We start from the raw sequence: 25,753 nt of genomic DNA on the forward strand, positions 1-25,753 counted from the left end.
ACATAAAAATTAACTTTTTATCAACCCGTTAACAAATTTAGTATTTTTATTTAAATAAAAATCTGCTTTTTGGTTCATTTTCGGAATATTAAGATAATCATCAGAATAAACAGCTTCATTTCCGTCGTATTCATAATGACCAAAATAATTTTCCAATTCGCCTGCTTCTACTATATAAGCATTAAAATGAATCTTATTTTCAATCAATTCTTCTTTGTATTGTGCGACAAAATTCGTAATAATTTCGATACCATCATAATTTATTTTGATATTTTTATACATAAAATCATAAAAAACGACTTTATTTTGTGAAATATTCAAATAATCAGAAATTCTATTGACAACTAAATCGTTTTCGTTTATGAGTTTAAAGCCCGAAATTAGTGAGAAAAATATGTATTTTCTAGTAATTTCCCTTTCGTAATCGTTAGGAAAATGCCCAGCTTCAAACAATATAGTAGGTACTCCTAAAAACTGAAAAGTATCTCCTATACAGTTTATATTGAATGAATCGTCAAATCTTCCTACTTGTCCAGGAATATATTTTTGCAATTCATCGTTAATTCCGGCAATTAAATTGATCGCTTTTTGTCTGTTTTCATTCACTTCTCTTTCTTCATTATAGGACGGAGCTAAAAAAGAGACAGTTGCAGGCTTACCAGTATCGCCAGCACCAAAAATAGTGCGCTGATCGTGCAGATTAAAGCAGTAGTGAGGCTTAAAAGTTTCAAAAACTTCTCTTAAAACGTTACTTTCAGGTTGTGTCAGGTTTTGAGAATCGCGATTTAAGTCAATTTTATTTGCATTTTCGCGTGTATAAAGCCTTGCGCCGTCAGGATTTAAAATAGGAATGGCATAAAATGTAAATGTAGATAGCATTTTTTCAGCAAAATCAGATTTGCTGTTTAATACATTAATAAAGTCAAAAAGCGCTTTAGTTGTGGTACTTTCATTTCCATGCATTTGAGACCATAAATAGATACGTGTCTTTCCGGTTCCAATTTCGTAACTATATATAGGTTCTCCTAAAACAGATTTTCCAATAACCTTAACTTGATTATTAGTATTTAGTTTGTCTAATAAAGGTTGAATATGATCTAAAGTCAGGTATCTTCCTTCTATTGACTGCTCTTTGTATTGGTTAAATAATTCTTCTAAATTCATTGTGTTTTGATTAGTTTACAAAAGTAAACATCTTTATTTTTACAATTGTAAACAATAAAAAATAAAGAGAATTTAGAAATGTAAACAGATTTATTAGCTTATATTAATGATTCCCGTGAAATACAGTTAACAATTGTTATTACTTTAAGTAAAAAATATGAATGCATTATATTTCAATAAGTTACACACTATTATATGAAGTTAAAATTAAACAATAAACACTTAATTTGAACAATTTACAACTGTAAAATTGTATTATCAAATCTTTTTAGTTACATTTGTAAACATGTCTAATTTAAATTAGAATTTACAATGGTAAACATCGATGATTTTGTAAAAAGACTGGAAATTATACTGGATTATTACGGATTAAACGCTTCTTCTTTTGCAGACAAAATTGGTGTGCAACGTTCCAGTATGTCTCACCTACTCTCTGGAAGAAACAAACCAAGTCTTGATTTTGTAATGAAAATTTTGGATGTTTTTCCCGAAGTAGATTTATATTGGATTCTAGTTGGAAAAGGAAATTTTCCAAAATCAGAAAATGAAACTGTCTCAAATTTTCAAAATACAAATTCAGACTCCCCTTCTTCATCAACCGAAAATTATTCCGGAGAAGATTTATTTACTCCGATAATTAACGAAGAAAATAAATCTCCTATTAAAAATTTGATAGAGACCAAAAAATCAAATTTGAGTTTTGAAGAAGACGAAATTGAGAAAATTGTAATTTTCTACAAAAATGGAACTTTTAAAGCTTATGTACCATAGCTCGAAAATTTCGCGTATTTGAAATTTTTTTAAAATAATTTTCATTTAAGGGATTCTCACGAATCTCAAAAAACATCAAAATTTTAGACTTGAATTCCATTTTCAGGAATTTTTCCTAAAACACCTTTATAATGTTGTTTTAAAATTTCCCAATCAGCTTCATAATTTCCTGTCGGATAAAATGGCTTTCCTAGATTCACTTCTTTTTTGCCCCAATCAAAAGCAACAGGAACAATTGGCACATTTGCTTTAAGCGCTATATAATAAAATCCGGTTTTAATTTCGGTTACTCCTTTTCGTGTTCCCTCAGGCGCAACAGCCAAACGGAAAACTTCTTTACGATCAAAAATAGCAGCAATAGAATCTACTTTATTTAATCCGCCAGTACGATCAAGCGGTTCGCCGCCCACATTTCTGAAATAATAACCAAACGGAAACTTGAATAATTCTTTCTTTCCAACCCAGTTCATCTGCAAGCCGGAAATTCCGCGGGTAAAAAGACCAATATAAAAATCATGATTACTGGTATGCGGCATAACCATTAATATACATTTTTTCACTTCGGCATTTTCTATTCCTACTATCTTCCAGCCCATTAGCTTAAAAAAGATAAATTTGTATAGTCTTTTCTTCATTAAAATTTGATATTTCTTGCAAAATAAAAGATTTAAAATGGTATTTTTGAGTAAAAGCATTACAAAATGATCCAAAAATTATTCAGTTATCTCTATCCAATTAAAATCTTCAAAAAAAAATCGGCCCGAAGTAAAGTAATCGAAGTTACCTGGGCAAATGGAGAGCTGGTTTTAGATTCTGAAAACACAAATTACTCTTACGGAAGTTTACAGCGTATATTAAGGTACGGCCTTCGAAATATTGGTTATGAAAAGGTATTAGAAATGGAACATATTCTCGTTCTGGGCGTTGCCGGCGGAAGCGTAATTAAAACTCTTGTTGACGAAATTAACTATAAAGGTAAAATTACCGGAGTTGAAATCGATCCTGAAATGATTCAAATTGCCAATCAGTATTTTAACTTAAACGAGATCAAACAGCTTGAAATTATTATTGATGATGCTTTTGAATTTGTTTTAAAAACAAAAGATCGCTACGATTTAATAATTATTGATATTTTTGAAGATACTAATATGCCAAACTTTTTGTTCGAAAAGTTTTTTAGCGAACGGGTTTGTTTTCTTCTCAAAGATCAGGGCTTCATTTTATTTAATACCATGATTCTAGATGAAGCGCATAATATTCGCAACAGAAAATACATTACAGAAATAAACGCACAATTATTTACTTCAAAAATGCTGCCCCGCATAGAAGTTCATAATGAATTAATAATAATCGAAAAAGTAGCTTAAATTTAATTTTTATGAAATCCCTTGTATCTATATTAAAAGCCTTACCACCTACTAAAGTCATTGATGCCTCTATTGATTTTTCAAAATATCTTCCTTTAGATTTATCCGTAACCAATACCGATTTAGTCGAAAGTAAACCCGAAACGTCTACAGAATTTGAACGTTTTATTTTTGATTATCTGGCCGATAATAATGCAGAAGTTGCCTATGGCGGTTATATCGAAGGCCGTAACTTATATAAAAGGAGCACCATTTTTAAAAATGATTCTGTTCCGGAAAGAAATATTCACATTGGCCTTGATTTATGGGCAAAAGTTGATACTGCAGTTTTAGCTCCGCTTGACGGAAAGGTTCACAGTTTTCAAAATAACCAAGGTTTAGGAGATTACGGGCCAACCATAATATTAGAGCATGAAGTAGAAAACGAGAAATTTTATACTTTATACGGACATTTATCGTTAGAAAGTATAGAAAACCTTACCGTTGGGACAATTTTTAAGAAAGGCGAACAAATTGCAGCTTTAGGAAATTCAACTGTTAACGGAGATTATGCTCCTCATGTTCACTTTCAGATTATAAAAAACTTAGAAGACAAATGGGGCGATTATCCCGGTGTCTGCAATACAAATGATTTAAATTTTTATATAGAAAATTGCCCCGACCCAAACTTATTATTAAAAATAACTTAAATGATTATGAAGAAAGCGGGATTGATTATATGTTTGTTGTTATTAATTGGATGTAAATCGAAAACTGTAAGTAGAGATACGGAAGATTTAAAAATTAAAAAAGTTTCTAACGCCGATATTAGTTCAGAACAGCAGCGAAAAGCGTATGAATTAGGCAAAAGAGTTTTAGAAACCTGTAATACATCAAAGTTTAAACCTTTTAATGAAACCGAAGTTACTCAGTCTGTTAGAGAAAATACGACCGAAGAGCGATTGACTAAAACCTGTACCAGATTTAGACAATATTATGGAAGTTTTATTGATTTAAAATTAGATGGCGTTTACAAAACCAAACAAGAAGTAATTTACCGCTATCATGCTATATACAGTAAAAAAGTGGCAAACAAAGAACTTCGTATTTTTGTAAATGAAGAGAACTTAATATCTGCCATTAAATCAATGGATTGGGATGAAAAGTTTGACGCAAAAGTAGCCGAACAATAAAGTAACTATATATGAAATTAAAATTGCCTCTTCTTTTATTACTGTTTATTTCAATCTTTGCAAATGCGCAGCAAACCATGAGTGTAAAAGGATCTCAGCCTTTTCCGGCAACGCAGGAATATACTTTTATCTGCGAAAAATATGCTTTTACGGGCGAAGCCAACATTCAGATTGCAAAAACAGATAAAGGCGGCATTTTAAAAATCACAATTGCAACTTCAAATGATAAAGCGAAAATTGCCGGAGGTCTTTATGTAGATTTGGCTAATGCCGATGTTATTGCCTGCACAGACAAAAACGTAAAAGAATCATCCGAAGGAAAAACAACAGCGTACTATTACTTTACTCCTGCTGAGTTTGCCAAACTTAAAAAAAATGATATTTACGCTGTTCGATTTATCATAAACGGAGGTTCCAATACTTTTGGAAACGAAACCGGATATTTTACGGCGCACAACAAAAAGAATTATTTTTCAACGGCTTACGATAAATCTAAAAAGAGTTACGATACCGCAAAAGAAATTAGTGTTTTATAAATACAATATTTTATATAATAAATCTTATATTTATAATTATATTCTAATTTCCAAATTTATGACTCCCAACGAAGCTTTAATTACAAAGTTCTATACTGCTTTTGCCAATTCTGATTTTAAAACAATGGCTGAATGTTATCATCCAAAAATACATTTTATTGATCCGGCCTTTGGTTTATTAAAAGAAGAACAAGTTTCGAAAATGTGGGAAATGCTGATTATACGAAGCAAAGGAAATCTTAAAATTGAATTCTTTGATGTAAAAGCCGATGAATTTACGGGTTCAGCAAAATGGGTCGCGGCTTATAATTTCAGCAAAACAAATCGTAACGTAATCAATAGAATTTCAGCAGAATTTGTTTTTCAAGATGGCTTAATCATCAAACACACTGATAATTTTGATGTTTGGAAATGGTCAAAACAAGCATTTGGTCCAACCGGATATTTATTAGGCTGGACAGGTTTTTTTCATAAAAAGATCCAAGAACAAGCCTTACTTTCCCTTAAAAAATTCCAGGAATCTAAGTAATGTAGAAAAGCTTTTTTTAACGCAAAGTACGCTAAGTTTTTTTCGCAAAGTGTGCGAAGGTTTTGTTTTGTAAAAGTTTTTCAAGGTCTCAAAGTTTCGTTTGAGAATATCAAGTATAAAAGTAAGCCCGAGAGTTTTTAAAACTTTCGGGCTTTTACTTTATTATGCATATATTTTAAAAACCAGCTTTGCGAACTTAAAAAACTTATTTTATACTAGAAATCTTTGTGCACTTTGCGAAAATTCCTTAGCGCTCTTTGCGTTAAAATTAAAAGTCACAGCAAAAAACACTACAATTTAAACCAGCTCTTCACCAATTCATCTTCGAATGAAGTAGCATTTTTATGAACAAATTCATTAGTCTCTTTATTATAAGAATAATCTAAAGCCCACGTTTTATGGTTTTTAGCTAAGTCTATAATACTATTACAAACAAAAGCAATTTCTTCGTCAGTTGTAGTTGGGTGAATCGACATTCTAATCCATCCCGGTTTTTTGATTAAATCACCAATAGTAATTTCATTCACCAGTTTATTAGAAGTTTCCTGATCAACGTGCAGTAAATAATGGCCGTAAGTTCCCGCACAGCTGCATCCGCCGCGAGTTTGAACCCCAAATTTGTCATTCAATAATTTTACACCCAAATTAAAATGAAGATCCTCAATAAAAAAGGAGATTACACCCAAACGGTTTTTATGCTGTCCCGCTAAAATCTTAATATTTTCAACAGGATCTAACTGACTAAAAACAAAATCAACAATTTCGTATTCGCGTTGCAAAATGTTTTGAATTCCCATTTCTTCCTTCAGCTCAATTGCCAAAGCGGTTTTAATAACCTGAAGAAACCCCGGAGTACCACCATCTTCACGATCCTCGATATTATCAATATATTTATGTTCGCCCCACGGATTTGTCCAGCTAACCGTTCCTCCACCCGGACAATCCGGAATCATATTATTGTATAATTTCTTATTGAAAATCAAAACTCCCGAAGTTCCAGGGCCGCCAAGAAATTTATGTGGAGAAAAGAAAATCGCATCAAGATAAGATTCCGAATCTGCAGGATGCATATCAATTTCTACATAAGGGCCAGAGCAGGCAAAATCTACAAAACAAACCCCGTTATACTGGTGCATTAATTTTGCCGCTTCATGAAAAGGCGTTTTTATACCTGTAACATTTGAGCAAGAAGTAATTGATGCAATTTTTATAGTTCTGTCGCTGTATTTCTGTAATAACAATTCTAAATTATCCAGACAAAACAACCCTTTTTCACAAGATGGAATAATCTCAACATCAGCAATAGTTTCTAACCATGAGGTTTGATTAGAATGATGTTCCATATGAGAAATAAAAACAATAGGCTTTTTTTCTGCTGGAACTGTGGTGAAATTTTTAAGGTTTTCAGGGATTTTCAAACCTAAAATCCGCTGAAATTTATTAATAACCCCAGTCATTCCGGTTCCATCCGTAATTAAAACATCATCTTCACTTGCATTGGTATGACGCTTAATTATATGTCTTGCGTGGTGATATGCCTTTGTCATGGCAGTACCAGACACCGTAGTTTCAGTATGTGTATTGGCAACAAAAGGTCCAAATTGATTCAAAAGTTTCTCCTCAATTGGTCTGTACAGCCTTCCGCTGGCAGTCCAATCGGTGTAAACAATATTTTTTTTGCCAAAAGGTGACATAAATTCCTGATCTATGCCAACAATATGCTGTCTAAAATCCTGAAAATAAGTTTCTAGACTGATGGTACTATTTTTGGTATTCATTTGTTGTGCCTGTGTTTAACTGCAAATATATCGCTTTTTTCTAAAATTGAGAATTTATCAATTCTAAACTTTAAACTTTAAGAAACCTTTTAATATCTTTAGTTAAATACCTCTTTTTTAGATAAATTATCATAATATTCTATCAGGTTAATAGGGCATGTAAACTTTAAGCTATTTTTACATTTATGGAAAATTTATCAACAGCCACTTTTGGTGGTGGATGTTTTTGGTGTGTAGAAGCTGTAATTCAGCGTTTAAAAGGAGTTGAGACAATCAAATCTGGATTTTCAGATGGTTTTATAAAGAATCCTGCTTATCGGGAAGTATGTACAGGACGAACTGGTCATGCAGAAGTTATTCAGGTTACTTTTGATTCTGACATAATTTCATATCATGATTTACTAACCGTTTTCATGACAAGCCATGATCCTACAACTTTAAATCGCCAGGGTGGCGACAACGGAACACAATATCGTTCGATAGTTTTGTATCATGACGAATCTCAAAAGGAAATCGCAGAAAAGGTTTTTGAAGAAGTTCAGCCTGTTTATGCAGATCCGATTGTTACGCAGTTAAAACCTTTTGAAGTGTTTTATGAAGCCGAAGATTATCATCAGGATTATTACAACAATAATCAAGAAGCAAGATATTGCCAGCTTGTAATCGACCCAAAAGTTCAAAAACTTAAAAAAATGTATGCTGATAAATTGATTAGCTAAAAAAAATAGGCCACAGATTTCACGGATTAAAATGATTTTTGTGTATTCTCTGTGAATATGAATTTACACAGATTTAAAAAAATCCGTTTAATCTGTGTAATCTGTGGCCCAATATATAAAAACTCAAATGAAAAACTTAAAAATAAATAATCGATTTACTGCTGAATTGCCTGCGGATACTGATTTAACAAATGAAATTCGTCAAGTTAGAAACACTGCTTTTTCGTATGTAAATCCAACAAAACCTTCAAATCCAAAATTGATTCACGCTTCTGAAGAAGTAGCCGAATTGGTCGGGATTTCAAAAGACGAAATTCAATCTGAGGAATTTTTGAATGTTTTTTCAGGAAAAGAAATTCTTTCTGAAACAAAGCCTTATGCGATGTGTTATGCCGGACATCAATTCGGAAACTGGGCTGGACAATTAGGCGACGGCCGCGCAATTAATTTAACGGAGGTTGAAAATAACAATCAGTTTTTTACCCTTCAATTAAAAGGTGCCGGAAAAACTCCATATTCCAGAACTGCTGATGGTTTGGCAGTTTTACGTTCCTCAATAAGAGAATATTTATGCGCCGAAGCCATGTATCATTTAGGTGTTCCCACTACCCGATCGCTTTCGTTGATTCTTTCTGGAGATCAGGTTTTGCGCGACGTTTTATACAATGGAAATCCTGCTTACGAAAATGGTGCAATTGTATGTCGTGTTGCGCCTTCTTTTATTCGTTTTGGAAGTTTTGAAATGCTGACTGCCAGAAATGAACTTAAAAATTTAAAGCAATTTGTAGAATACAATATCAAACATTATTTCACTGAAATTACTGGCGAACCAAAAGAGCAATATTTGCAGTTCTTTAAAAAAGTAGCCGATACAACACGCGAAATGATTTTGCACTGGCAGCGAGTTGGTTTTGTTCACGGCGTAATGAATACAGATAATATGTCGATTCACGGAATCACAATTGATTACGGGCCTTACGGATGGCTTGAAAATTATGACCCGAATTGGACACCAAATACTACAGACAGTCAAAATAAAAGATACCGATTCGGGAATCAGCCGCAAGTGGCCCATTGGAATTTATATCAATTGGCAAATGCTATTTATCCATTGATTAACGAAACCGAGGAGTTAGAAAAAATCTTAGAATCATTTATGGATGATTTTATTTTAGATTATAAAGAAATGATTCTAAATAAATTAGGATTGTTTATTTCAACTTCTGCTCAAATTGATAATGATTTAACAGATAATCTTGAAGCGACTTTACAATTGACAGAAACGGATATGACGATCTTTTTTAGAAATTTAAGTTCCGTTAAAAAATCGGATTCTGTTGAAAAAGCGATTGAAAAAATTCAATTCTCGTTTTATAAAATTGAAGAAGTTTCGGGAGATATTTTAGATGCCTGGAAAAAATGGTTGGCAGTTTATTTGGATAGATTGAACGCTGAAGAATTATCTGATGAAGAACGTTCTCAAAAAATGAACTTAATTAATCCGAAATATGTGCTTCGAAATTATATGGCTCAATTAGCCATTGATGCAGCTGATAAAGAAGATTATTCGCTGGTCGATGAATTGTATAAACTTTTACAAAAGCCATACGATGAACAACCTGAAAATGAAAAATGGTTCGCAAAACGCCCGGATTGGGCACGAACTAAAGTTGGTTGTTCTATGCTTTCTTGTAGTTCTTAATTTTTTTTTTAGGTTGCCACGAATTACACAAATTTTCACGAATTAATATTTTTGTCAGTTCGAGCGAAGTCGAGAACACACACGCATCTCGACTCCGCTCGATGTGACAGTTCAAAAAAAATTCGTGAAAATTTGTGTAATTCGTGGCAAAACCTTATTTAGAAGTAATATAATCCACAATCATATTAGCGTGAATTCTTGAGTTTTCGATAAACCATTTATGTGTCTGCATTCCTCCGCAGACAACGCCTGCAAGGAATAGGCCTTCAACATTGGTTTCCATAGTTTCAGGATTATACGTTGGAATTTTCAAATCGTCATTTGAAAGTTCAATTCCTATATTTTCCAGAAAATTCAAGTCTGGTTTATAACCTGTTAAAGCCAAAACAAAATCATTTTCTATTGTCACTTTACCAACTGGAGTTTCAATTTCAACTTCATTATCACGGATTTCCGTAATATTCGATTCAAAATAAGCTTTGATACTTCCTTCTGCGATTCGGTTTTCGATATCGGGTTTAACCCAATATTTTACTCGATTATTGATTTCATTTTTACGAATTACCATAGTTACGTTGGCGCCTTTTCGCCAGCATTCTAAAGCTGCATCAACAGATGAATTGTTTGCACCAACAACTATAACATTTCTAAAAGCATATTCATGCGCTTCTTTATAGTAATGGCGAACTTTTGGTAATTCTTCGCCTTTTAGATTCATGTGAATTGGAATATCATAAAAACCGGTAGCAATCACAACGTTTTTCGATTTGTATGAACTTTTGTCGGTAGCAATTTCGAAAACAGAATTTCCAGTTTTTTTAATCTTAGTTACTTTTTCAAATAGATTAATATTTAAATTAAAATAACGATGGATATTTCGATAATATTCTAAAGCTTCCTGACGACCCGGTTTTGGTGCTAAACAGTTAAACGGAATATCTCCAATTTCAAGTCTTTCGGCAGTAGAGAAAAAAGTCATGTACAACGGATAATTGAAAATACTATTTACAATCGCACCTTTTTCTATAATTAAATAACGCAAGTTTTTCTTTTGAGCTTCTATTGCACAAGCCAGACCTATTGGCCCGCCTCCTACAATAATTAAATCATATTGGTCTGCCATAAATTATTCTTTTCCCCAGTTTTTAAAAGGATTTTTGCTCAAATAAGCGTTATAATATCTTTCGTCATTTGTTACTTCTTCTCCCAGCCAATCTGGTTTTTCGAAACTTTCATCTTCAGACTGCAGTTCAATTTCTGCCATTGTTAAACCTTCATTTTCTCCATAAAATTCATCCACTTCATAAATATGGTTTCCGAATTTAATTTCATAACGTGTTTTCTCAATTTTACCTTTTTCGCATAATTTCAACAGTTCTGCAGCTTCGTCAAGCGGAATTTGATTTTCCCATTCAAAACGGGACATTCCTCCCTGATGGCCAATTCCTTTTATGGTTAAAAAAGCTTTATCTCCCTTAATTCTAACACGAACCGTTCTCTCGGCAATTGAACTTAAATAACCTTGTGCAATTTGATTTTTTGCAAATGCCTGTTCTTTAAAATCGTCTGATTTTACAAGAAACTTTCTTTCTATCTCGAGCATTTTGAATCTTAATTTATTTTACTGCAATTTACTCATTTTAATTCAGCCGTGGAATTTCATTTTTAAAAATCCAGTTATAAAATTCGTTTCAAGTTTTAATTTATCTGGTCTAAAATGAAACCAATTTCACTGATAGTTAATATGTTACATGTCTTAATTTTCCTTAATTTTGATAGAACCTTAATTCATCAAATCATGTCTAAAAAAATATTTTATCTATTAGGGATCGCTCTAGTCATAATTTTAGGTACAATTTTGTATATAAAATTTTGCTGCAATTGCGATGCGGCCCAGCCAAATGCTGCTGTCGAAAAAGCACCTCCTACGGCAATTAAAAATGATAATTTTGTTCCTTTTATCATAAACGGTTCCGGATTTGAATTTCAGACGAATGATAATTTTAAATTTCTAAAAAATAATCCTGCTGCAATTCAACCCATAAGTGATTCAATTTCAATTGGAATTGAAAAACTTAAAACTTTTTTGCTTTCAAATCCTAAACAAAAAGTTACCATTACAGGTTATGCAACTTCTGATGAAACCAACACAACAAAATTTGAAAATCTTGGATTAGCACGAGCAAATGATGTTAAAAATTATTTTATTTCAAAAGGTTTAGCTTCTTCTCAATTGGATACAAAAGGAGAAATTATCAACAGCTGGAAAACGAATGCAGATACACTTATTGGCCCTGTTGAATACGAATTTGGGACTATTGACGCTGCTTCTGCTGATACAACTTCTACAGATGAATGGTCTGCATTAAAAGAAAAAATTAATGCCAATCCGTTGATTCTTCATTTTAACACCAATAAATCGAGCTTTAATTTAAATGAAGAAGAACAGCAAAAAGTGGCTGATATTAGTAAATATTTAAAAAATGTAAAAAACACTTCTGTCTTAGTTGTGGGGCATAGTGATAATGTCGGAAATCGGGATTTAAATATAGAATTGGCACAAAAAAGAGCCGATTTTTCTAAAAATTATTTAATCAAAAATGGCATTGAAGCCTCCAGAATCGAAACTGAATCAAAAGGTCCGGATGAACCAATTGGCGATAACACAACCGCCGAAGGAAAAGCAAGCAACAGAAGAACCGTAATTACGATCAAATAATCAAAAATATACTTATTATGAATTTACCATGTATCTTAATACCGATTTTAGTGGGTATAATCTGTGGAATTTTAGGTTACTTACTAGGAAAATTGAACTCAAAAGAAGATGATTCTTTAGCTGCATCATTACAAGCAGATCTTGATGCGTGTAAAGCAAATACGAAAAATTTAAATACAAAAATAGCTTCTCTGGAAGCAGATTTGGCGGCTGCACATACCAAAGCTTCTGCATCTGTACCTAAATCATTTGTTGCAGAAGCTCCATCTGCTTTGTTTGATAGTGCACTGGCCGCAAATGTATTAGGCAAAAAAATAAAACAAGACGATTTGAAAATTGTCGAAGGAATTGGCCCTAAAATAGAAGCTTTATTTAACGCTGCCGGAATTAATACCTGGCGTGAACTTTCAGAAGCATCGACAGAAAAACTACAATCCATTCTGGATGCCGGAGGAGAAAATTTTGCTATGCATAATCCAAGTACCTGGGCTAGACAAGCTTTATTTGCTTATCAAGGCAAATGGCAGGAACTAAAAGAATGGCAGGATAATTTACTTGGCGGGAAAGAGTAAAAAATAGGTTCAAAGGTGCAGAGTTGCAAAGGTTCAGAGGTTTTATATCGTGCTTTTTAACCCTATGAATCTTTGTTACTTTGTACCTTTTCCAAAATTAGCGAATTCCAGTCTATTGATGTATTGTACCACAATTTTCCTTTTACGACTTCTAATGGAGAATCAAAATTATTGGTGTAAAGCGCTCCTGTTCCTAATCCTTGAGGCATTTTTGAATTTTGAAGAAATGTCCATTGTGCGATTGCATTTAATCCGATATTGCTTTCTAATGCAGAGGTTATCCACCAGCCAATATTGTATTTATCTGCTAATTTTATCCATTCCTGTGTTCCTCTAAAACCGCCAATAAAACTTGGTTTTAAAATAATATATTGTGGTTTGATTTCTTGCAGTAATTTTTCTTTTTCTTCTAATAAAAATACACCAATTAGTTCTTCATCTAAAGCAATTGAAAAAGGAGTTATTTTACACAAATCAGCCATAGCCTGAATATTTCCTTTTTTAATAGGCTGTTCGATACTATGTAATTGAAATTTATTTAATTGGTTGAGTTTATCTAAAGCTTCATTTAAAGCAAAAGCACCATTTGCATCAACTCTAATTTCTATTTCTTCTGCTGAAAAATGACTGCGGATAAATTCTAATAATTCTAATTCTTTTTGAAAATCTATCGCTCCAATTTTAAGTTTGATACAGCTGAATCCGTCTGCTAATTTTTCTTCAATCTGCTGTTTCATGAAAGCCGGCTCGCCCATCCAAACCAAACCATTTATCTCAATTGACTGCGTATTATTAGTAAAATCAGAAGGAAACAATAAATATGGATTTTCGCTTTTTAGTGATAAAAAAGCCATTTCAATTCCGAATTGAATTGAAGGGAATTCCAGTAAAGATTCCCATAACGCTTTTTCTCCTAAATGAATATTCTCGCAAGCCCACTTTAGTTTTTCTTCGTAATCATCGCGATCATCAGCACTTAAGCCACGAAGTATACCGCACTCACCTATTCCCTTTTTACCGTTTTCTTCAAGAACAATAAACCAGGTTTCTTTTTCGGTCATAACACCGCGAGACGTCCCGGACGGACGTTTAAACTCGAGCATGTATTTGTGGTAAGTCGCTTTCACTGTGCTGTTTTTAAACCATATAAGTTATATAAGTAAATTTAAGTTTTTCGTTGCCAAAAGTTTAAATGAACTTATATAACTTATATGGTGAAATATTTTTAATTGAATAATTTTAGGATTTTTTCGAAGTCTTTTGAGGGTAAACCTGCTTTTTCGAAAAGGACAAAATCAGATTTTGTTTTGTCTTTCCAGCTTAGACTGTCTGTAACGTTTTGATCTTGATATTTTTTATAGATTGTTTTTGCGTCACTGTAATTATTGCTTACTAAATAAACGTGTGCTAAATTTAGTTTTACCAATAACTCTGTATCGTCTAATTTTTCGCCTTCTTGTAAAAACTTTAATGCTTTTGCATATTGTTTTGTCAGGATATAGCAATAACCAATTGAACTATAGTCTAATGCTGTAGCTTTTCCGTCATTAATAATTATATTTAATTTCTGGATTGCTTCGTTATACTTTTGTTGTTTTATTAAAGTTGCAATCTGATTTCTTAAATCGTTATAAACGTTTTTAGAAATATCGGCATCTTTATAACAAGCATTTCCAAAGTCTTTGTAAACTTTTGTTTTTTCTACTGCCAATAATTTTTGAAATTCAGCATAACGATATTCTTTCATGATTTTATCTAAAATACAAACACAAAAATCATCAGAATTGGCCATTTTCTGAGCCATTGTTGATGTTTTGCACAAACTGATAATTTCATTTTTGTTATCCTGATTCCAGCCGCGGTTTAGTTTAGTATCAACCCAAGGCACGACTTCTAAAACTATTTTTTGAGTCAAAAACCAATTTTTGCTTTCAAAACCAAACCAAATTGTTTTTGTATTTTCTTTTAAACAGGAATTTTTATCTAATGAAATTCTTTTTGCGTCTTTACTAACTGGTTCTGACTGAGAATAACATGCTGAATCTATTTTTCCGTCGGAAACGTATTTCTTTGCAGTTTCATTTGAAGTAAATAATGAATATGTGCATTGGTCGTCTCCAGAAATTTTAGACATTAAAAAAACAGCTCCGGCAGAACCTTGTCCTATTCCGTATGGATCTGGAATTGCTTTTAAAAGCGAAACCAAACTATTGGCCATTTGCTGATTTTTGTCGAGAAGTGTAATTCTGTACACAATTTCAGTTGTTCCTACTGGTAAATCTTCTGTTTTTACTACAAGTCGGTCACCTGCTGAAACCAGAACTTCTTTTGTAGTTGCACGTTCTTTGTCCCAATAACCGTCTTTTTGAGCAAATGCGCTGTAGGTTGAAGTTATTAAAAGGATTAAAAATATTCTTTTGAAAGTCATATTTGGTTTAAATCTTTTGCCACGAATTGCACAAATTTTCACTAATTTTTTATTTGCCACAGATTGCACAGATTAAAGTGATTCAATAATTCATTATCTGACATATATTGTGCCAAATATTTTTTATGAAACCGAATGTCCTAGCCCCGATAGAAGCGACATCCTTTTGTGGTCTCGTTTTTTCACGAGACCATAAAAGATATAGCGGATAGCGGGATTAGCTCCTTACTATACTCAGGATAACTATTATAATTCTATAGATTCTCCAATATTTAAAAGCATCAAATCTTTTCCTTTATCAAAGAATTTGCGGATTGATTCTTCATGGTTGATTTCGATATAACCAAAAGTATCAAAGTGATAACCTAGAATTTTGTCGCATTCTACAAAGTCAGACGCAATTATGGCATCTTCAACATCCATTGTAAAATTATTTCCGATTGGAAGAATGGCTAAATCTAATTTCGTACGCAGCGGAATCAATTTCATATCAAATGTAAGTGCTGTATCTCCGGCAATGTAAATGTTTTTGTGTTCACCTTCGATTACAAATCCGCCTGGATTTCCTCCGTAAGTTCCATCAGTGAAAGAACTTGAGTGAATTGCGTTTACATATTTTACTCTTCCAAAATCAAATTTCCAGCTTCCGCCGTGATTCATTGGGTGTGCGTTAAAACCTTTTTTTGCGTAGTAACTTGTAATTTCAGCATTTGAAACAATTACTGCATTGGTATTTTTTGCAATAGTATCTACATCTAAAACGTGATCGCTGTGCGCGTGAGTTAATAAGATATAATCGGCTTTTAATGTGTTTATGTCGATGGCTGCAGCTTGTGGATTTCCAGAAATAAACGGGTCAACAAGAATGTGTTTTCCTCCTACTTCGATCCCTAAAGATGCGTGTCCGTAAAATGTAATTTTCATTTTTAAAAAGTTTTAAAGTTGAACTTAAAATTATCTTCCTCCAAGGAAAAGATTAACAATGATGTCTGAAATCAACGAAATCATACAAATTGTCAATAATATGGAAAGCAAAAATGTGCTTAGTGCCACTTTTTTTAATTCCGGATCTAAAAGCTTAGGGTTTTGATTTTTATAAACGGTAATTAAATGTTTAGTTAAAGGAATGTAAGCCAGTAAAAACAAATATTGATCGAAATTATAATCGCTTAAAATCGCAAAAATTATAACCAAAAGCATCGCTGTAATAATGATTGAAAAGTGATAAATTTTAGCTTTTGCACCGCCCATTTGCACTACGATTGTATTTTTACCGGATTTTCTGTCTGATTCTTCGTCGCGCATATTGTTAAGGTTTAAAACCCCAACGCTTAATAATCCAATTGCAACTGCCGGAAGAATTAAAAGCGGATCTACTTCCTTTGAATATAAAAAGTTAACGCCTAATGTGCTTACCAATCCGAAGAAAATGAAAACAAATAAATCGCCAAATCCTCTATATCCGTAAGCTGAATTTCCGACTGTATAACGAATTGCCGAAACAATTGCAGCGATTCCCAGTAAAAGGAAAAAGATAGAATAACCAAAATTGTCCTGACCAAAAGCGAAATAAATTAAAATAATTGCTGATAATAAAGTTAGCAAAGAAGTAATTATTATGGCTTTTTTCATGGCTTGCGGCGTAATTGCACCACTTTGAATGGCACGCTGCGGACCTACACGATCAGCATTGTCTGTACCTTTTACTCCGTCTCCGTAATCATTTGCAAAATTAGAAAGTACCTGAAGTCCAAGTGTTGTTAAAAGTGCGAAACCAAAAATTTTCCAACTAAAAACTTCTGTTGGCGTATTAATCGTTTCTGTTGGGTTTGAAAGTGCATATATACTTCCAACTATAATTCCGGAAACTGATAAAGGCAATGTGCGCAGTCTAGCGGCTTCAATCCAGTGTTTCATATTTTAATTTTAGATTTTTAGAGTTTAGATTTTAGATCGTTGGATTCTTTATAATTTAAAAAATCTAAAATCTGTAATCTAAATAATATTGTTTTTTTAATCTAGAGTTTAGATGTCATTTTCAGATTCAAAAAATCTAAAATCTGCAATCTAAAATCTAAAATATTTATGGCAACCATTTATTTTCGCCAAAGTTTGGTTTTCTTTTTTCTAAAAAGGCATTTCTTCCTTCTTTTGCTTCTTCGGTCATGTAGGCTAAACGTGTTGCTTCACCTGCAAAAACCTGTTGTCCAACCATTCCGTCGTCTGTTAGGTTCATGGCGAATTTTAGCATTTTGATTGAAGTTGGAGATTTTTGAAGAATTTCCTGTGCCCATTCGTATGCGGTAGCTTCTAATTCATCATGTGGAATTACGGCATTTACCATTCCCATATCCATAGCTTCCTGAGCTGAATAATTTCTTCCTAAAAAGAAAATTTCACGCGCTTTTTTCTGCCCCACCATTTTAGCTAAATAAGCAGATCCGTAACCACCGTCAAAGCTGGTAACATCTGCATCTGTCTGCTTAAAAATGGCGTGTTCTTTACTTGCCAGCGTCATATCGCAAACTACGTGCAAACTATGCCCGCCGCCTACAGCCCAGCCTGGAACAACTGCAATAACTACTTTTGGCATAAAACGAATTAAACGCTGTACTTCAAGAATATTTAAACGATGCTGTCCATCTTCTCCAACATATCCCTGATGTCCACGCGCATTTTGATCACCGCCGCTGCAAAACGAGTAAACGCCATCTTTTGTCGATGGTCCTTCTGCAGAAAGCAAAACTACTCCAATTGAAGTGTCTTCTTGCGCGTCATAAAAAGCCTGGTATAATTCTGAAGTCGTTTTAGGTCTGAAAGCATTTCTAACATTGGGTCTGTTAAAGGCGATTCTGGCAACTCCATTACATTTTTTATAGGTTATATCTTCAAATTCTCTGGCTGTAATCCAATCCATTTCTGTTTGTTTTATTTAAAAATTATAGTGTAAAAATAAACCATTTTTTACATTTTTTCCTATTCAATTTTGTTTAAGTCACAGCTATTTTTTCATTCAATGTTAACAATTACTATTCTTGTACAAAAAATAACACTTTTTAACATTAGTATTAAAAAATAATGAGTAATTTTACAGCCTAGAAATCAACAAGATACAATTTATTTTGTTGACATAAGATTGATTTTCTTTCACTGATTTATTAACCTAAAAAATGATTTTTTTGAGAAAATTTAAAAAATTTGTCGCTCATTTTTTTATGGTTTTAAATAGTAAACCTGTTAGGAATGAGCAAATGATTTACTCGTTTGTCAAAACTTCAAAAAGGAGATAGTAACACCTAAGGTTAAACGCTAGAATTGTTTTGTAATTAGTATCAAATTGATTACGAAAAGAGGAAAAAATGCTAACTAAAACTTTCTATAAGTTATTTTATTAAACCAAATGGATTAGCCGTGAAATTAATTTTTTGCTTTTAAGATAAACGCAATAATTGTTTAAAGACATACCATCAAGAAAGAAGTTTCTAAAATTCGTAAAGTGCTTACTTTCAAGATGAATTCGAATTATTTTATTTCTGTTTTTTTTTAATTACAATTTTTTTTAAAACTAGAATAAAAAGGGAAAGGCTGCTTGTAATGAGCAGCCTTTCTTGTTATAATGTTTAATAAATTCCAAAAAATAAAATTCCAAATTCCAATATATTCGTGATGCATTGGAATTTGGAATTTAAAATATTGGAATTTTAGAGAAATTTAATTTTATTCTTTTACCAGATAAATTCCATCTTCTTTAATTTCAATAAGTTTCTCTTTGTATAAAGCTCCTACAGCCTTTTTAAAAGTTTTTTTACTCATTTTTAAAACCGTTTTTATGTCTTCCGGATGCGAATTGTCATTTAAACGTAAAAAACCACGGTTGGCTCTTAATTCATCTAAAATCTTTTCTGCATTTGGTTCAATACTTTGATAACCTTGAATTTGCAAAGCAACATCTATTTTATTATCAGGACGAATGGTTTTAATATAACCGCGCATTCTGTCACCGGTTCTTATCGCATCATCATAAACTTCATCTTTATATAAAAGCCCTTTATGCTGTTCGTTGATAATGACATTTATTCCCAATTCTGTAATGTGGGAAACGATCAAATCAACTTCTTCTCCTTTTTCAACCGTAAGCTGGTCGTTATTTAAAAATTGATTTAATTTACTCGAAGCTACTAAACGATTGGTTTTCTCATCTTTATACAGATAAACTAGGTAGCGTTTTCCTTTTTCCATAGGGCGCGCCTGTTCTTTAAACGGAACCAGAATATCTTTTTCCATTCCCCAATCCATAAAAGCACCAACATTATTGATGTAGTTTACTCTTAAAAGCGCAAACTCATTCAGTAAAATATAAGGTTCAAGCGTAGTCGCCACAGGGCGTTGTTCATGATCTAAATAAACAAAAACAACAAGTTCTTCGCCTATTTCAAATTCATTTGGAACATATTTATTTGGTAATAAAACATCGTGAATTCCGTCTGGATCTTTTTCAGGATTCCCTAAAAAAAGACCAACTTTTGTATCACGTAATATAGTTAGTGTATTGTATTTTCCTATTTCAAGCATTTTTCTTAAGATTCTAAGTTGAAAAGCATCTAAGCTTCTAAGGTGCAAATGTACGAAGTTTGAAATCGTAAATGAAAAATGTTTTGTATTAAGGTATATAAAAAGAAAAAAGCGCCAATTTTGACGCTTTTACTTTTGTTATTTATAAACACTTTCTTTTTTAAAGTGAACTGTTAATAGATAGTATACAACAGCTCTGTATTTGTGTTTATTAGATTTTCCGTATTTTTCTAAAACTGCATGAATTGCTCCAAACAATTCCGGACTATCTGGTAAACCAAGTTTTTTTACCAAAAAGTTTTTCTTAACGGTTTCTAATTCTGACTCTTGAGTTCCAGCTACAACTGAAGCATCGTCATTGTATATCGCTGGTCCGCAGCCAATTGTCACTTTTGTTAATAAATCCATGTTTGGAGTTACTCCGCATTTGTCTTTTAAATCTGCTGCATACTTCTTAATTAATTCTTCTCTTTTGCTCATAATAAATTTAATATTGGTTACTAATTATGCAACCAAATCTAAATATTATTACGAGTTAAAACAAATATTTAACACAATTTAACTTACAAAATATTAGACAAGCTCTTTAAAGTATTGTTTTAAAATTACATCGTTTTCTGCAGTTGGAGTAAATACTTCCAATATTCCCGGTGCTTCATTCCCATTATAAAGTTTATTTAAATTCTCATTCAGATCTTCTACATTGCTGGCTTTGTAATAATTACAGCCGTACATTTTGGCTAAATGTTCTGCTGTTAATTGATGAGAAGTTTCAAAATAAGTATTAAAAACAGGCTTTTCTTCGTGTCCGGGTAAAATCCTGAAAATTCCTCCTCCTCCATTATTGATAATAATAATTTTGAAGTTTTTAGGAATATAAGAATTCCATAAAGCGTTACTGTCGTATAAAAAGCTGATATCGCCTGTTATAAAAACAGTTTGTTTTCCACTTCCAACGGCTGATCCAACTGCTGTTGAAGTACTTCCGTCAATTCCGCTTGTTCCTCTATTGCAAAATACTTCAATTGAAGGATCAATTTCAATTAATTGAGCATAACGAATTGCAGAACTGTTACTAATTTGTAATTGAATATTTTTAGGAAGTGATTCTATTACTTTTTCGAAAACTTTAAAATCTGAAAATGGAATTTTCTTTAAATATTCTTCTTTTCTTTTATTTCTTAGACTGTAAATTTTATCGATTTTCGAAAAGTAATTGCTTGCTTTAAATTCTGTTTTTGGAAGCAGATCTTTAAAAAAATCATTTGGTTCCATTACAAAATGTTTACTTAAAGCATTGAATGTATCATAAGCACGTAAAGTATCTATGTGCCAGTGATGTGCAGGTTTATATTTTCGTAAAAAAGCTTTAATACGTTTTGATACAATCATGCCCCCAAAAGTGATTAAAACCGGGGCTTCCAATTCTTTAAAATCAGAATCGTCAAATGGAGTAATTAAAGTATCAATACTATTAATAAAACTCGGATGATGTATGTTTGAAGTCGTTTCTGTAAGCACAACAATCGATGGATCATTGGCAAAGTTTTCCAGAATTTCCTCATCTATGGAATTTACTTCATTTATTCCTCCAATAAGAATTAGTTTTCTTTTTGCCGAATTCCAAATGGAAACAATTTCTTCGCTGTTATCAATAATTTTGGTTGGAATTTCTTCTTCCAGCGTTGTGATTTTTGGCTCAACAGAAAGTTCTGAAACGGTTTCGTATAATGGTTCTTCAAATGGTGCATTAATATGAACCGGACCTTTTTGAAGAATGGCTGTTTCTATAGCTTTATTTATTTTTAAGTCGTTTTCTACCGAAGCATCTTCAGTTAAATTGGCATTAAAAACAGAATGATTTAAGTAAACATTTTCCTGACGAATGGTTTGCCCGTCGCCAATATCAATTTTACTCTGCGGACGATCTGCAGAAATTACAATTAAAGGAATCTGACTGTAAAATGCTTCGGCTACAGCCGGATAATAATTCAATAATGCTGATCCTGACGTACATACAACTGCCGTAGGCTTTTTTGTCTGCATTGCGATTCCTAAAGCAAAGAATGCAGCGCAGCGCTCATCGGCAATACTGTAACATTTAAAATTTGGATTTTGTGCGAAACCAATCGTCAAAGGCGCATTTCGCGAACCTGGAGAAATTATAATATTATGAATTCCTTTTGCTGAACAAATCTCGATAATGCTTTGTGCAAGCGCTATTTTGGGGTAAATCATTCTAAAATGGTGTATAATTTTTAAAGAAAATATATTGCTTAAAATTTTCTTTTACGAATACAAAGTTACAAACTTCGCGCTTTATTTAACTTATATATTAGGAAGATATTAAGATTGGTTTTATAAAAAGGGAATATATTTGTAAAACAGAATTTCTTTATTAAAATTAACCCTTTATGCGTTTTTTAAATTTACTTTTTCTTTTCGTTTCGCTGCAAACCGTAACCTCTCAAAATCAATTTGTGGTTGACGGAATAACGTACAAAACGGCTCTTGAAAATGCTAAAACACAAAGCAAACCAGTTTTTGTAATGTTGTATGCAGATTGGTGTCCGCATTGTAACCAAATGAAAAAGGATGTTTTCAGCGATCAAAATGTGATGGATTTTTTAAATAAAAATTATATCTGCGTTTGGAAGAATATCGAAAAAGAAGAAGGAATTGCGCTTAAAAATAAGTTTAAAACGACTTCACTTCCAGCATTTTTGTTTTTAGATGCTAATGAAACTCTTTTATATGCTTTAAAAGGCGAAATGAAAAAAGAAGAATTTTTGGCAGAAGCCAATTATGCTTTAAATCCTAAATTACAGCTTCCTTATTTAGAAAAAGATTTTCTGGCTGATCCTAGTAATTCAACAAAATTCTTTACTTATTTGAATACATTGAAAAAAGGAAAAGACAGAACAGAATTATCGATTCCTACTCATATTTATCTGCAGACACAATCAGATGCTCAATTGGTTAGCGAAACCAATTGGCGCGTAATTGCCAATGGTGTTACTGATATTAATTCGAGAGAATTTCAATATGTTTTAAAACATCAAAAAGAGTTTGCCGCTGTGGCTTCGCAAAATCGTGTAGACCGTAAAGTCGAAAGTATTGTAAACGAATTACTTCGTCCGCTTGTGGATAATTTAGATACTATAAATTATTACAAACAAAGAGAAGTTGCCAAATCAATTCGATTGCAAAAAACGGATTCTCTTGTTTTTAAATTTGATTTGACGCTGGCTGAACGTACTGAAAAGTGGGATTTCTATAAAAAAGTGACTCTGGAAGATACTGAAAAATTGGTTTGGAACGATGCTAGTTTTTTAAAAGATATTGGACAGACTTATCTAAAACATATTAATGATACGGAAAGTTTGAAAAAATCAATTTCGTGGGTAAAACATTCTTTAGAATTAACGGATTCTTACGATGGAAATTTACTCATCGCCCGACTTTATAATAAAATTAAAGATAAAAAACAGGCATTAAAGTATGCTAAAGATGCCAAAGCTATTGGTAAAGAAATGGGATGGAATACCAAGGATATCGATACTTTACTGGCTGAATTAAATTCTAAATAAACTTAAAATAACAACCACGAATTTCATGAATTAAGACTAGTTCTTTTTGATGTGAAATTTTAAAAGATTAAAACCATGAGCCTTATCCTTAGACCTGCAACCACAAACGATTTAACGAAAATTCTTGATATTGTAAATCATTCTATCCTGCATACAACGGCAAATTATAGTTATGATATTCAAACTCTTGAAGTACAAACAAAATGGTTTGAAGATAAAAAAGCTAAAAACCTTCCTATTGTTGTAGCTGATTTAGATGACGAAGTTGTTGGTTTTGGAAGTTATGGTCAGTTTCGTGAAAAAATTGGGTATCAATATACTGTTGAGCATTCTGTTTATGTGGTTGATAATGTTATTGGAAAAGGAATTGGCTCTAAATTATTGACTGAATTAATTCGTTTGGCTAAAGAACAGGGTTTTCATGTTATGATTGGTGCTATCGATGCTGATAATGCGGGAAGTATTGCTTTTCATGAAAAATTTGGATTTGTAGCGACTGGGACGATTCGTGAAGTTGGGTATAAGTTTGATCATTGGCTTGATTTGGTTTTTATGCAGCTTATATTGACGTAGATTGCACGCGGATTTTACGGGTTCGCTTTCGCGAAGGCGCCGGATTTTACGGATTTTTTTTCTTTCTATTCTGGAGCCTCTGAGAGAATTGTTTACGAATATTGGCGTAGATGGCACGCGGATTTTACGGGTTCGCTATCGCGAAGGCGCGGATTAGCACGGATTTTTTTCTTTCGCTTTTTTGTCTTTTGAGAAAACCTTTGTCCCTTTGTAACTTTGCCACTTTGAACCTTTAAAAAAAAATCCCCAAATTTGATAAATTCAAATTTGGGGATTTTTTTAATATAGAAGTTCTAAATTAACTCTTGATCCAATTAATAACTTCTGGATCTGTAACTAAAGTTTTTGGTTTAATTACTTTTACCAATTCTCCTTTTTCGTTGATTAGGTATTTTTGGAAATTCCACTCTACTTCAGAATCCTGTAATCCGTTTTTAGATTTTTGAGTTAAGAATTTATAAACCTCACACATATCGTCGCCTTTTACAGAAACTTTATCCATCATAGGGAAAGTTACACCGTAATTTTGCTGACAGAAAGTTTCGATTTCTTTGTTTGTTCCAGGTTCCTGAGATGCAAAATTATTTGCCGGGAAACCTACAATTACAAAACCTTTGTCTTTGTATTGTTTGTAAACCGCTTCAAGATCTTTATATTGAGGAGTTAACCCGCATTTTGATGCTGTGTTTACGATTAGGACTTTTTTGCCTTTTAAAGAAGCAAAATCAAAAGTATTACCTGATAAATCTTCAACTTTAAACTGATAAATGTTTTCTTTTGCCATAGCTTTATCTGATTTAGATAATTTGTTTGTGCTTGTTTGAGCCTGAGTTGGTGCGCTTAATAAAAGTAAGGCACTGCATGCTATAAATAGTATTTTTTTCATTGTATAATTTTTTATAAAATTAATTAAAATCTGTATTGCTGAATATTTTTACCGCTTTTATTTTTATTAATAATAAGTTAAATAAAAAATGAAGCCCGGCGTTAATCAGACGCCGGGCTTCCCCCCATACAAACAAATCAAACCATGAATTAATTATTTGTCTCTTTTATATTTTAAATTATAGTTGATGCCCCGGTTATAATGAAAATCTTTAATCTTAATCTCACTAATTCAATTATCTATGGCGTTTATAGTGGAAATTTCAGTTCGTTTAGCATGCGTGATTAATATTATTGTTTTAATTTTCAGTTGGAAGTCCGAGGACATCAACTATTCAATATTTTTATTAAGTTCATTTTGAACGATTTCATTTTTAAAATCTTTATTGCTAAAATTTATCAGCGATAAAACAGTTGTTAAACCCACAATTAATATTTTAAATTTTTCTATCCTTCTCATAATTTTCTACTCTTAAAAAAAATCAATTTTATTAATTGCTAAATTTTTCAATTCTCATTTTTTCTCTTATAATGTTATATACGTAAGGAGATTAATTTTGGATTTAAAAAAAGTAAAAAAAATTGCACTTTTTTTCTAAATTTTATCTGAAGCCTTTATTTATCTAAGGTTTTGACTACAAAAAAAAATATTTTTTTCACAAAAAAATAAATTATC

26 protein-coding genes are annotated in these 25,753 nt (G+C 32.2%); 12 read left to right on the plus strand and 14 right to left on the minus strand.

Translation table 11 applies throughout. The features are described from left to right. Nucleotides 1-9: 9 nt before the first annotated feature. A complete protein-coding gene (locus B3C18_RS08830; protein ID WP_291145536.1) occupies nt 10-1,164 on the minus strand; it encodes a M14 family metallopeptidase in 1,155 nt (384 codons plus the stop codon). A gap of 312 nt (nt 1,165-1,476) precedes the next feature. On the opposite strand from B3C18_RS08830, the gene B3C18_RS08835 reads away from it, so the two are divergent. Continuing rightward, nucleotides 1,477-1,935: a helix-turn-helix domain-containing protein gene (locus B3C18_RS08835; RefSeq protein ID WP_291145540.1), complete on the plus strand. Its 459-nt coding sequence runs from the start codon at nt 1,477-1,479 to the stop codon at nt 1,933-1,935. Between the two features lie 83 nt (nt 1,936-2,018). On the opposite strand, the gene B3C18_RS08840 is transcribed toward B3C18_RS08835, so the two are convergent. Then, on the minus strand, nt 2,019-2,570 hold the full coding sequence (locus tag B3C18_RS08840) for a 1-acyl-sn-glycerol-3-phosphate acyltransferase (RefSeq protein WP_291145543.1): 552 nt from the start codon (nt 2,568-2,570) through the stop codon (nt 2,019-2,021). Between the two features lie 66 nt (nt 2,571-2,636). On the opposite strand from B3C18_RS08840, the gene B3C18_RS08845 reads away from it, so the two are divergent. Genes B3C18_RS08845 through B3C18_RS08865 form a run of 5 tightly spaced genes read left to right on the plus strand, consistent with a single transcriptional unit; the run spans nt 2,637 to nt 5,539 of the window. Next, entirely contained in the window at nt 2,637-3,302 is a 666-nt protein-coding gene (locus tag B3C18_RS08845) for a spermidine synthase (RefSeq protein ID WP_291145545.1), read from the plus strand. Between the two features lie 11 nt (nt 3,303-3,313). After that, complete coding sequence (locus B3C18_RS08850; RefSeq protein ID WP_291145548.1) at nt 3,314-3,991, plus strand: peptidoglycan DD-metalloendopeptidase family protein; 678 nt, start codon at nt 3,314-3,316, stop codon at nt 3,989-3,991. A 6-nt stretch (nt 3,992-3,997) separates the two neighbouring features. After that, entirely contained in the window at nt 3,998-4,474 is a 477-nt protein-coding gene (locus tag B3C18_RS08855) for a hypothetical protein (protein ID WP_291145804.1), read from the plus strand. 11 nt (nt 4,475-4,485) lie between these two features. Next, nucleotides 4,486-5,010, plus strand: a complete 525-nt coding sequence (locus B3C18_RS08860) for a hypothetical protein (RefSeq protein WP_291145551.1) — start codon at nt 4,486-4,488, stop codon at nt 5,008-5,010. A gap of 58 nt (nt 5,011-5,068) precedes the next feature. Beyond that, the gene (locus B3C18_RS08865; RefSeq protein WP_291145554.1) at nt 5,069-5,539 is read left to right on the plus strand and encodes a nuclear transport factor 2 family protein; all 471 of its coding nucleotides are present in this window, start codon (nt 5,069-5,071) and stop codon (nt 5,537-5,539) included. A 290-nt stretch (nt 5,540-5,829) separates the two neighbouring features. Here the strand turns inward: B3C18_RS08865 and B3C18_RS08870 are convergent, their stop codons facing one another. Next, nucleotides 5,830-7,317, minus strand: coding sequence for an aminotransferase class V-fold PLP-dependent enzyme (locus B3C18_RS08870; protein WP_291145557.1), 1,488 nt, complete (start codon nt 7,315-7,317; stop codon nt 5,830-5,832). Nucleotides 7,318-7,502: 185 nt separating this feature from the next. Between B3C18_RS08870 and msrA the strand changes: the two genes are divergently transcribed. Further along, on the plus strand, nt 7,503-8,036 hold the full coding sequence (gene msrA / locus B3C18_RS08875) for a peptide-methionine (S)-S-oxide reductase MsrA (RefSeq protein WP_291145560.1): 534 nt from the start codon (nt 7,503-7,505) through the stop codon (nt 8,034-8,036). A 127-nt stretch (nt 8,037-8,163) separates the two neighbouring features. Continuing rightward, nucleotides 8,164-9,738 carry a protein adenylyltransferase SelO gene (locus B3C18_RS08880; RefSeq protein WP_291145564.1) on the plus strand — a complete coding sequence of 525 codons (1,575 nt, stop codon included), beginning with the start codon at nt 8,164-8,166 and terminating at the stop codon, nt 9,736-9,738. A 154-nt stretch (nt 9,739-9,892) separates the two neighbouring features. Here B3C18_RS08880 and B3C18_RS08885 read toward each other — a convergent pair whose 3' ends face one another. Beyond that, nucleotides 9,893-10,861 (minus strand): YpdA family putative bacillithiol disulfide reductase, encoded by a 969-nt coding sequence (locus tag B3C18_RS08885; protein WP_291145566.1) that lies wholly within the window; start codon nt 10,859-10,861, stop codon nt 9,893-9,895. Nucleotides 10,862-10,864: 3 nt separating this feature from the next. Beyond that, complete coding sequence (locus B3C18_RS08890) at nt 10,865-11,341, minus strand: CYTH domain-containing protein (RefSeq protein WP_180861852.1); 477 nt, start codon at nt 11,339-11,341, stop codon at nt 10,865-10,867. A gap of 195 nt (nt 11,342-11,536) precedes the next feature. On the opposite strand from B3C18_RS08890, the gene B3C18_RS08895 reads away from it, so the two are divergent. Then, the gene (locus tag B3C18_RS08895) at nt 11,537-12,457 is read left to right on the plus strand and encodes an OmpA family protein (protein ID WP_291145571.1); all 921 of its coding nucleotides are present in this window, start codon (nt 11,537-11,539) and stop codon (nt 12,455-12,457) included. 17 nt (nt 12,458-12,474) lie between these two features. Continuing rightward, nucleotides 12,475-13,029 (plus strand): hypothetical protein, encoded by a 555-nt coding sequence (locus B3C18_RS08900; protein ID WP_291145574.1) that lies wholly within the window; start codon nt 12,475-12,477, stop codon nt 13,027-13,029. 62 nt (nt 13,030-13,091) lie between these two features. Here the strand turns inward: B3C18_RS08900 and B3C18_RS08905 are convergent, their stop codons facing one another. The 8 genes from B3C18_RS08905 to menD all read right to left on the minus strand — a co-directional run bounded on the left by B3C18_RS08905 (nt 13,092) and on the right by menD (nt 22,267). After that, complete coding sequence (locus B3C18_RS08905) at nt 13,092-14,156, minus strand: o-succinylbenzoate synthase (RefSeq protein WP_291145576.1); 1,065 nt, start codon at nt 14,154-14,156, stop codon at nt 13,092-13,094. Between the two features lie 98 nt (nt 14,157-14,254). Further along, a complete protein-coding gene (locus tag B3C18_RS08910; RefSeq protein ID WP_291145580.1) occupies nt 14,255-15,457 on the minus strand; it encodes a tetratricopeptide repeat protein in 1,203 nt (400 codons plus the stop codon). 246 nt (nt 15,458-15,703) lie between these two features. Next, on the minus strand, nt 15,704-16,381 hold the full coding sequence (locus B3C18_RS08915; protein ID WP_291145582.1) for a metal-dependent hydrolase: 678 nt from the start codon (nt 16,379-16,381) through the stop codon (nt 15,704-15,706). 30 nt (nt 16,382-16,411) lie between these two features. After that, a complete protein-coding gene (menA, locus tag B3C18_RS08920; RefSeq protein ID WP_291145585.1) occupies nt 16,412-17,374 on the minus strand; it encodes a 1,4-dihydroxy-2-naphthoate octaprenyltransferase in 963 nt (320 codons plus the stop codon). 166 nt (nt 17,375-17,540) lie between these two features. After that, the gene (locus B3C18_RS08925) at nt 17,541-18,374 is read right to left on the minus strand and encodes a 1,4-dihydroxy-2-naphthoyl-CoA synthase (protein ID WP_017498510.1); all 834 of its coding nucleotides are present in this window, start codon (nt 18,372-18,374) and stop codon (nt 17,541-17,543) included. A gap of 800 nt (nt 18,375-19,174) precedes the next feature. Further along, nucleotides 19,175-20,029: a CvfB family protein gene (locus tag B3C18_RS08930; RefSeq protein WP_291145602.1), complete on the minus strand. Its 855-nt coding sequence runs from the start codon at nt 20,027-20,029 to the stop codon at nt 19,175-19,177. 138 nt (nt 20,030-20,167) lie between these two features. Further along, the gene (locus tag B3C18_RS08935) at nt 20,168-20,509 is read right to left on the minus strand and encodes a DUF2853 family protein (protein WP_291145604.1); all 342 of its coding nucleotides are present in this window, start codon (nt 20,507-20,509) and stop codon (nt 20,168-20,170) included. Between the two features lie 93 nt (nt 20,510-20,602). Continuing rightward, nucleotides 20,603-22,267 (minus strand): 2-succinyl-5-enolpyruvyl-6-hydroxy-3-cyclohexene-1-carboxylic-acid synthase, encoded by a 1,665-nt coding sequence (gene menD / locus B3C18_RS08940; RefSeq protein ID WP_291145608.1) that lies wholly within the window; start codon nt 22,265-22,267, stop codon nt 20,603-20,605. Between the two features lie 176 nt (nt 22,268-22,443). Between menD and B3C18_RS08945 the strand changes: the two genes are divergently transcribed. Together B3C18_RS08945 and B3C18_RS08950 are read left to right on the plus strand one after the other, a co-directional pair. Further along, nucleotides 22,444-23,619: a thioredoxin family protein gene (locus tag B3C18_RS08945; RefSeq protein ID WP_291145611.1), complete on the plus strand. Its 1,176-nt coding sequence runs from the start codon at nt 22,444-22,446 to the stop codon at nt 23,617-23,619. Between the two features lie 75 nt (nt 23,620-23,694). Then, nucleotides 23,695-24,192 (plus strand): GNAT family N-acetyltransferase, encoded by a 498-nt coding sequence (locus tag B3C18_RS08950; RefSeq protein ID WP_291145615.1) that lies wholly within the window; start codon nt 23,695-23,697, stop codon nt 24,190-24,192. Nucleotides 24,193-24,490: 298 nt separating this feature from the next. On the opposite strand, the gene B3C18_RS08955 is transcribed toward B3C18_RS08950, so the two are convergent. Further along, on the minus strand, nt 24,491-25,078 hold the full coding sequence (locus B3C18_RS08955) for a glutathione peroxidase (protein ID WP_256634975.1): 588 nt from the start codon (nt 25,076-25,078) through the stop codon (nt 24,491-24,493). Between the last annotated feature and the right edge of the window lie 675 nt (nt 25,079-25,753).

Origin of the sequence: Flavobacterium sp. UBA7680 (assembly GCF_002482975.1) — a bacterium.
GTDB lineage: Bacteria > Bacteroidota > Bacteroidia > Flavobacteriales > Flavobacteriaceae > Flavobacterium.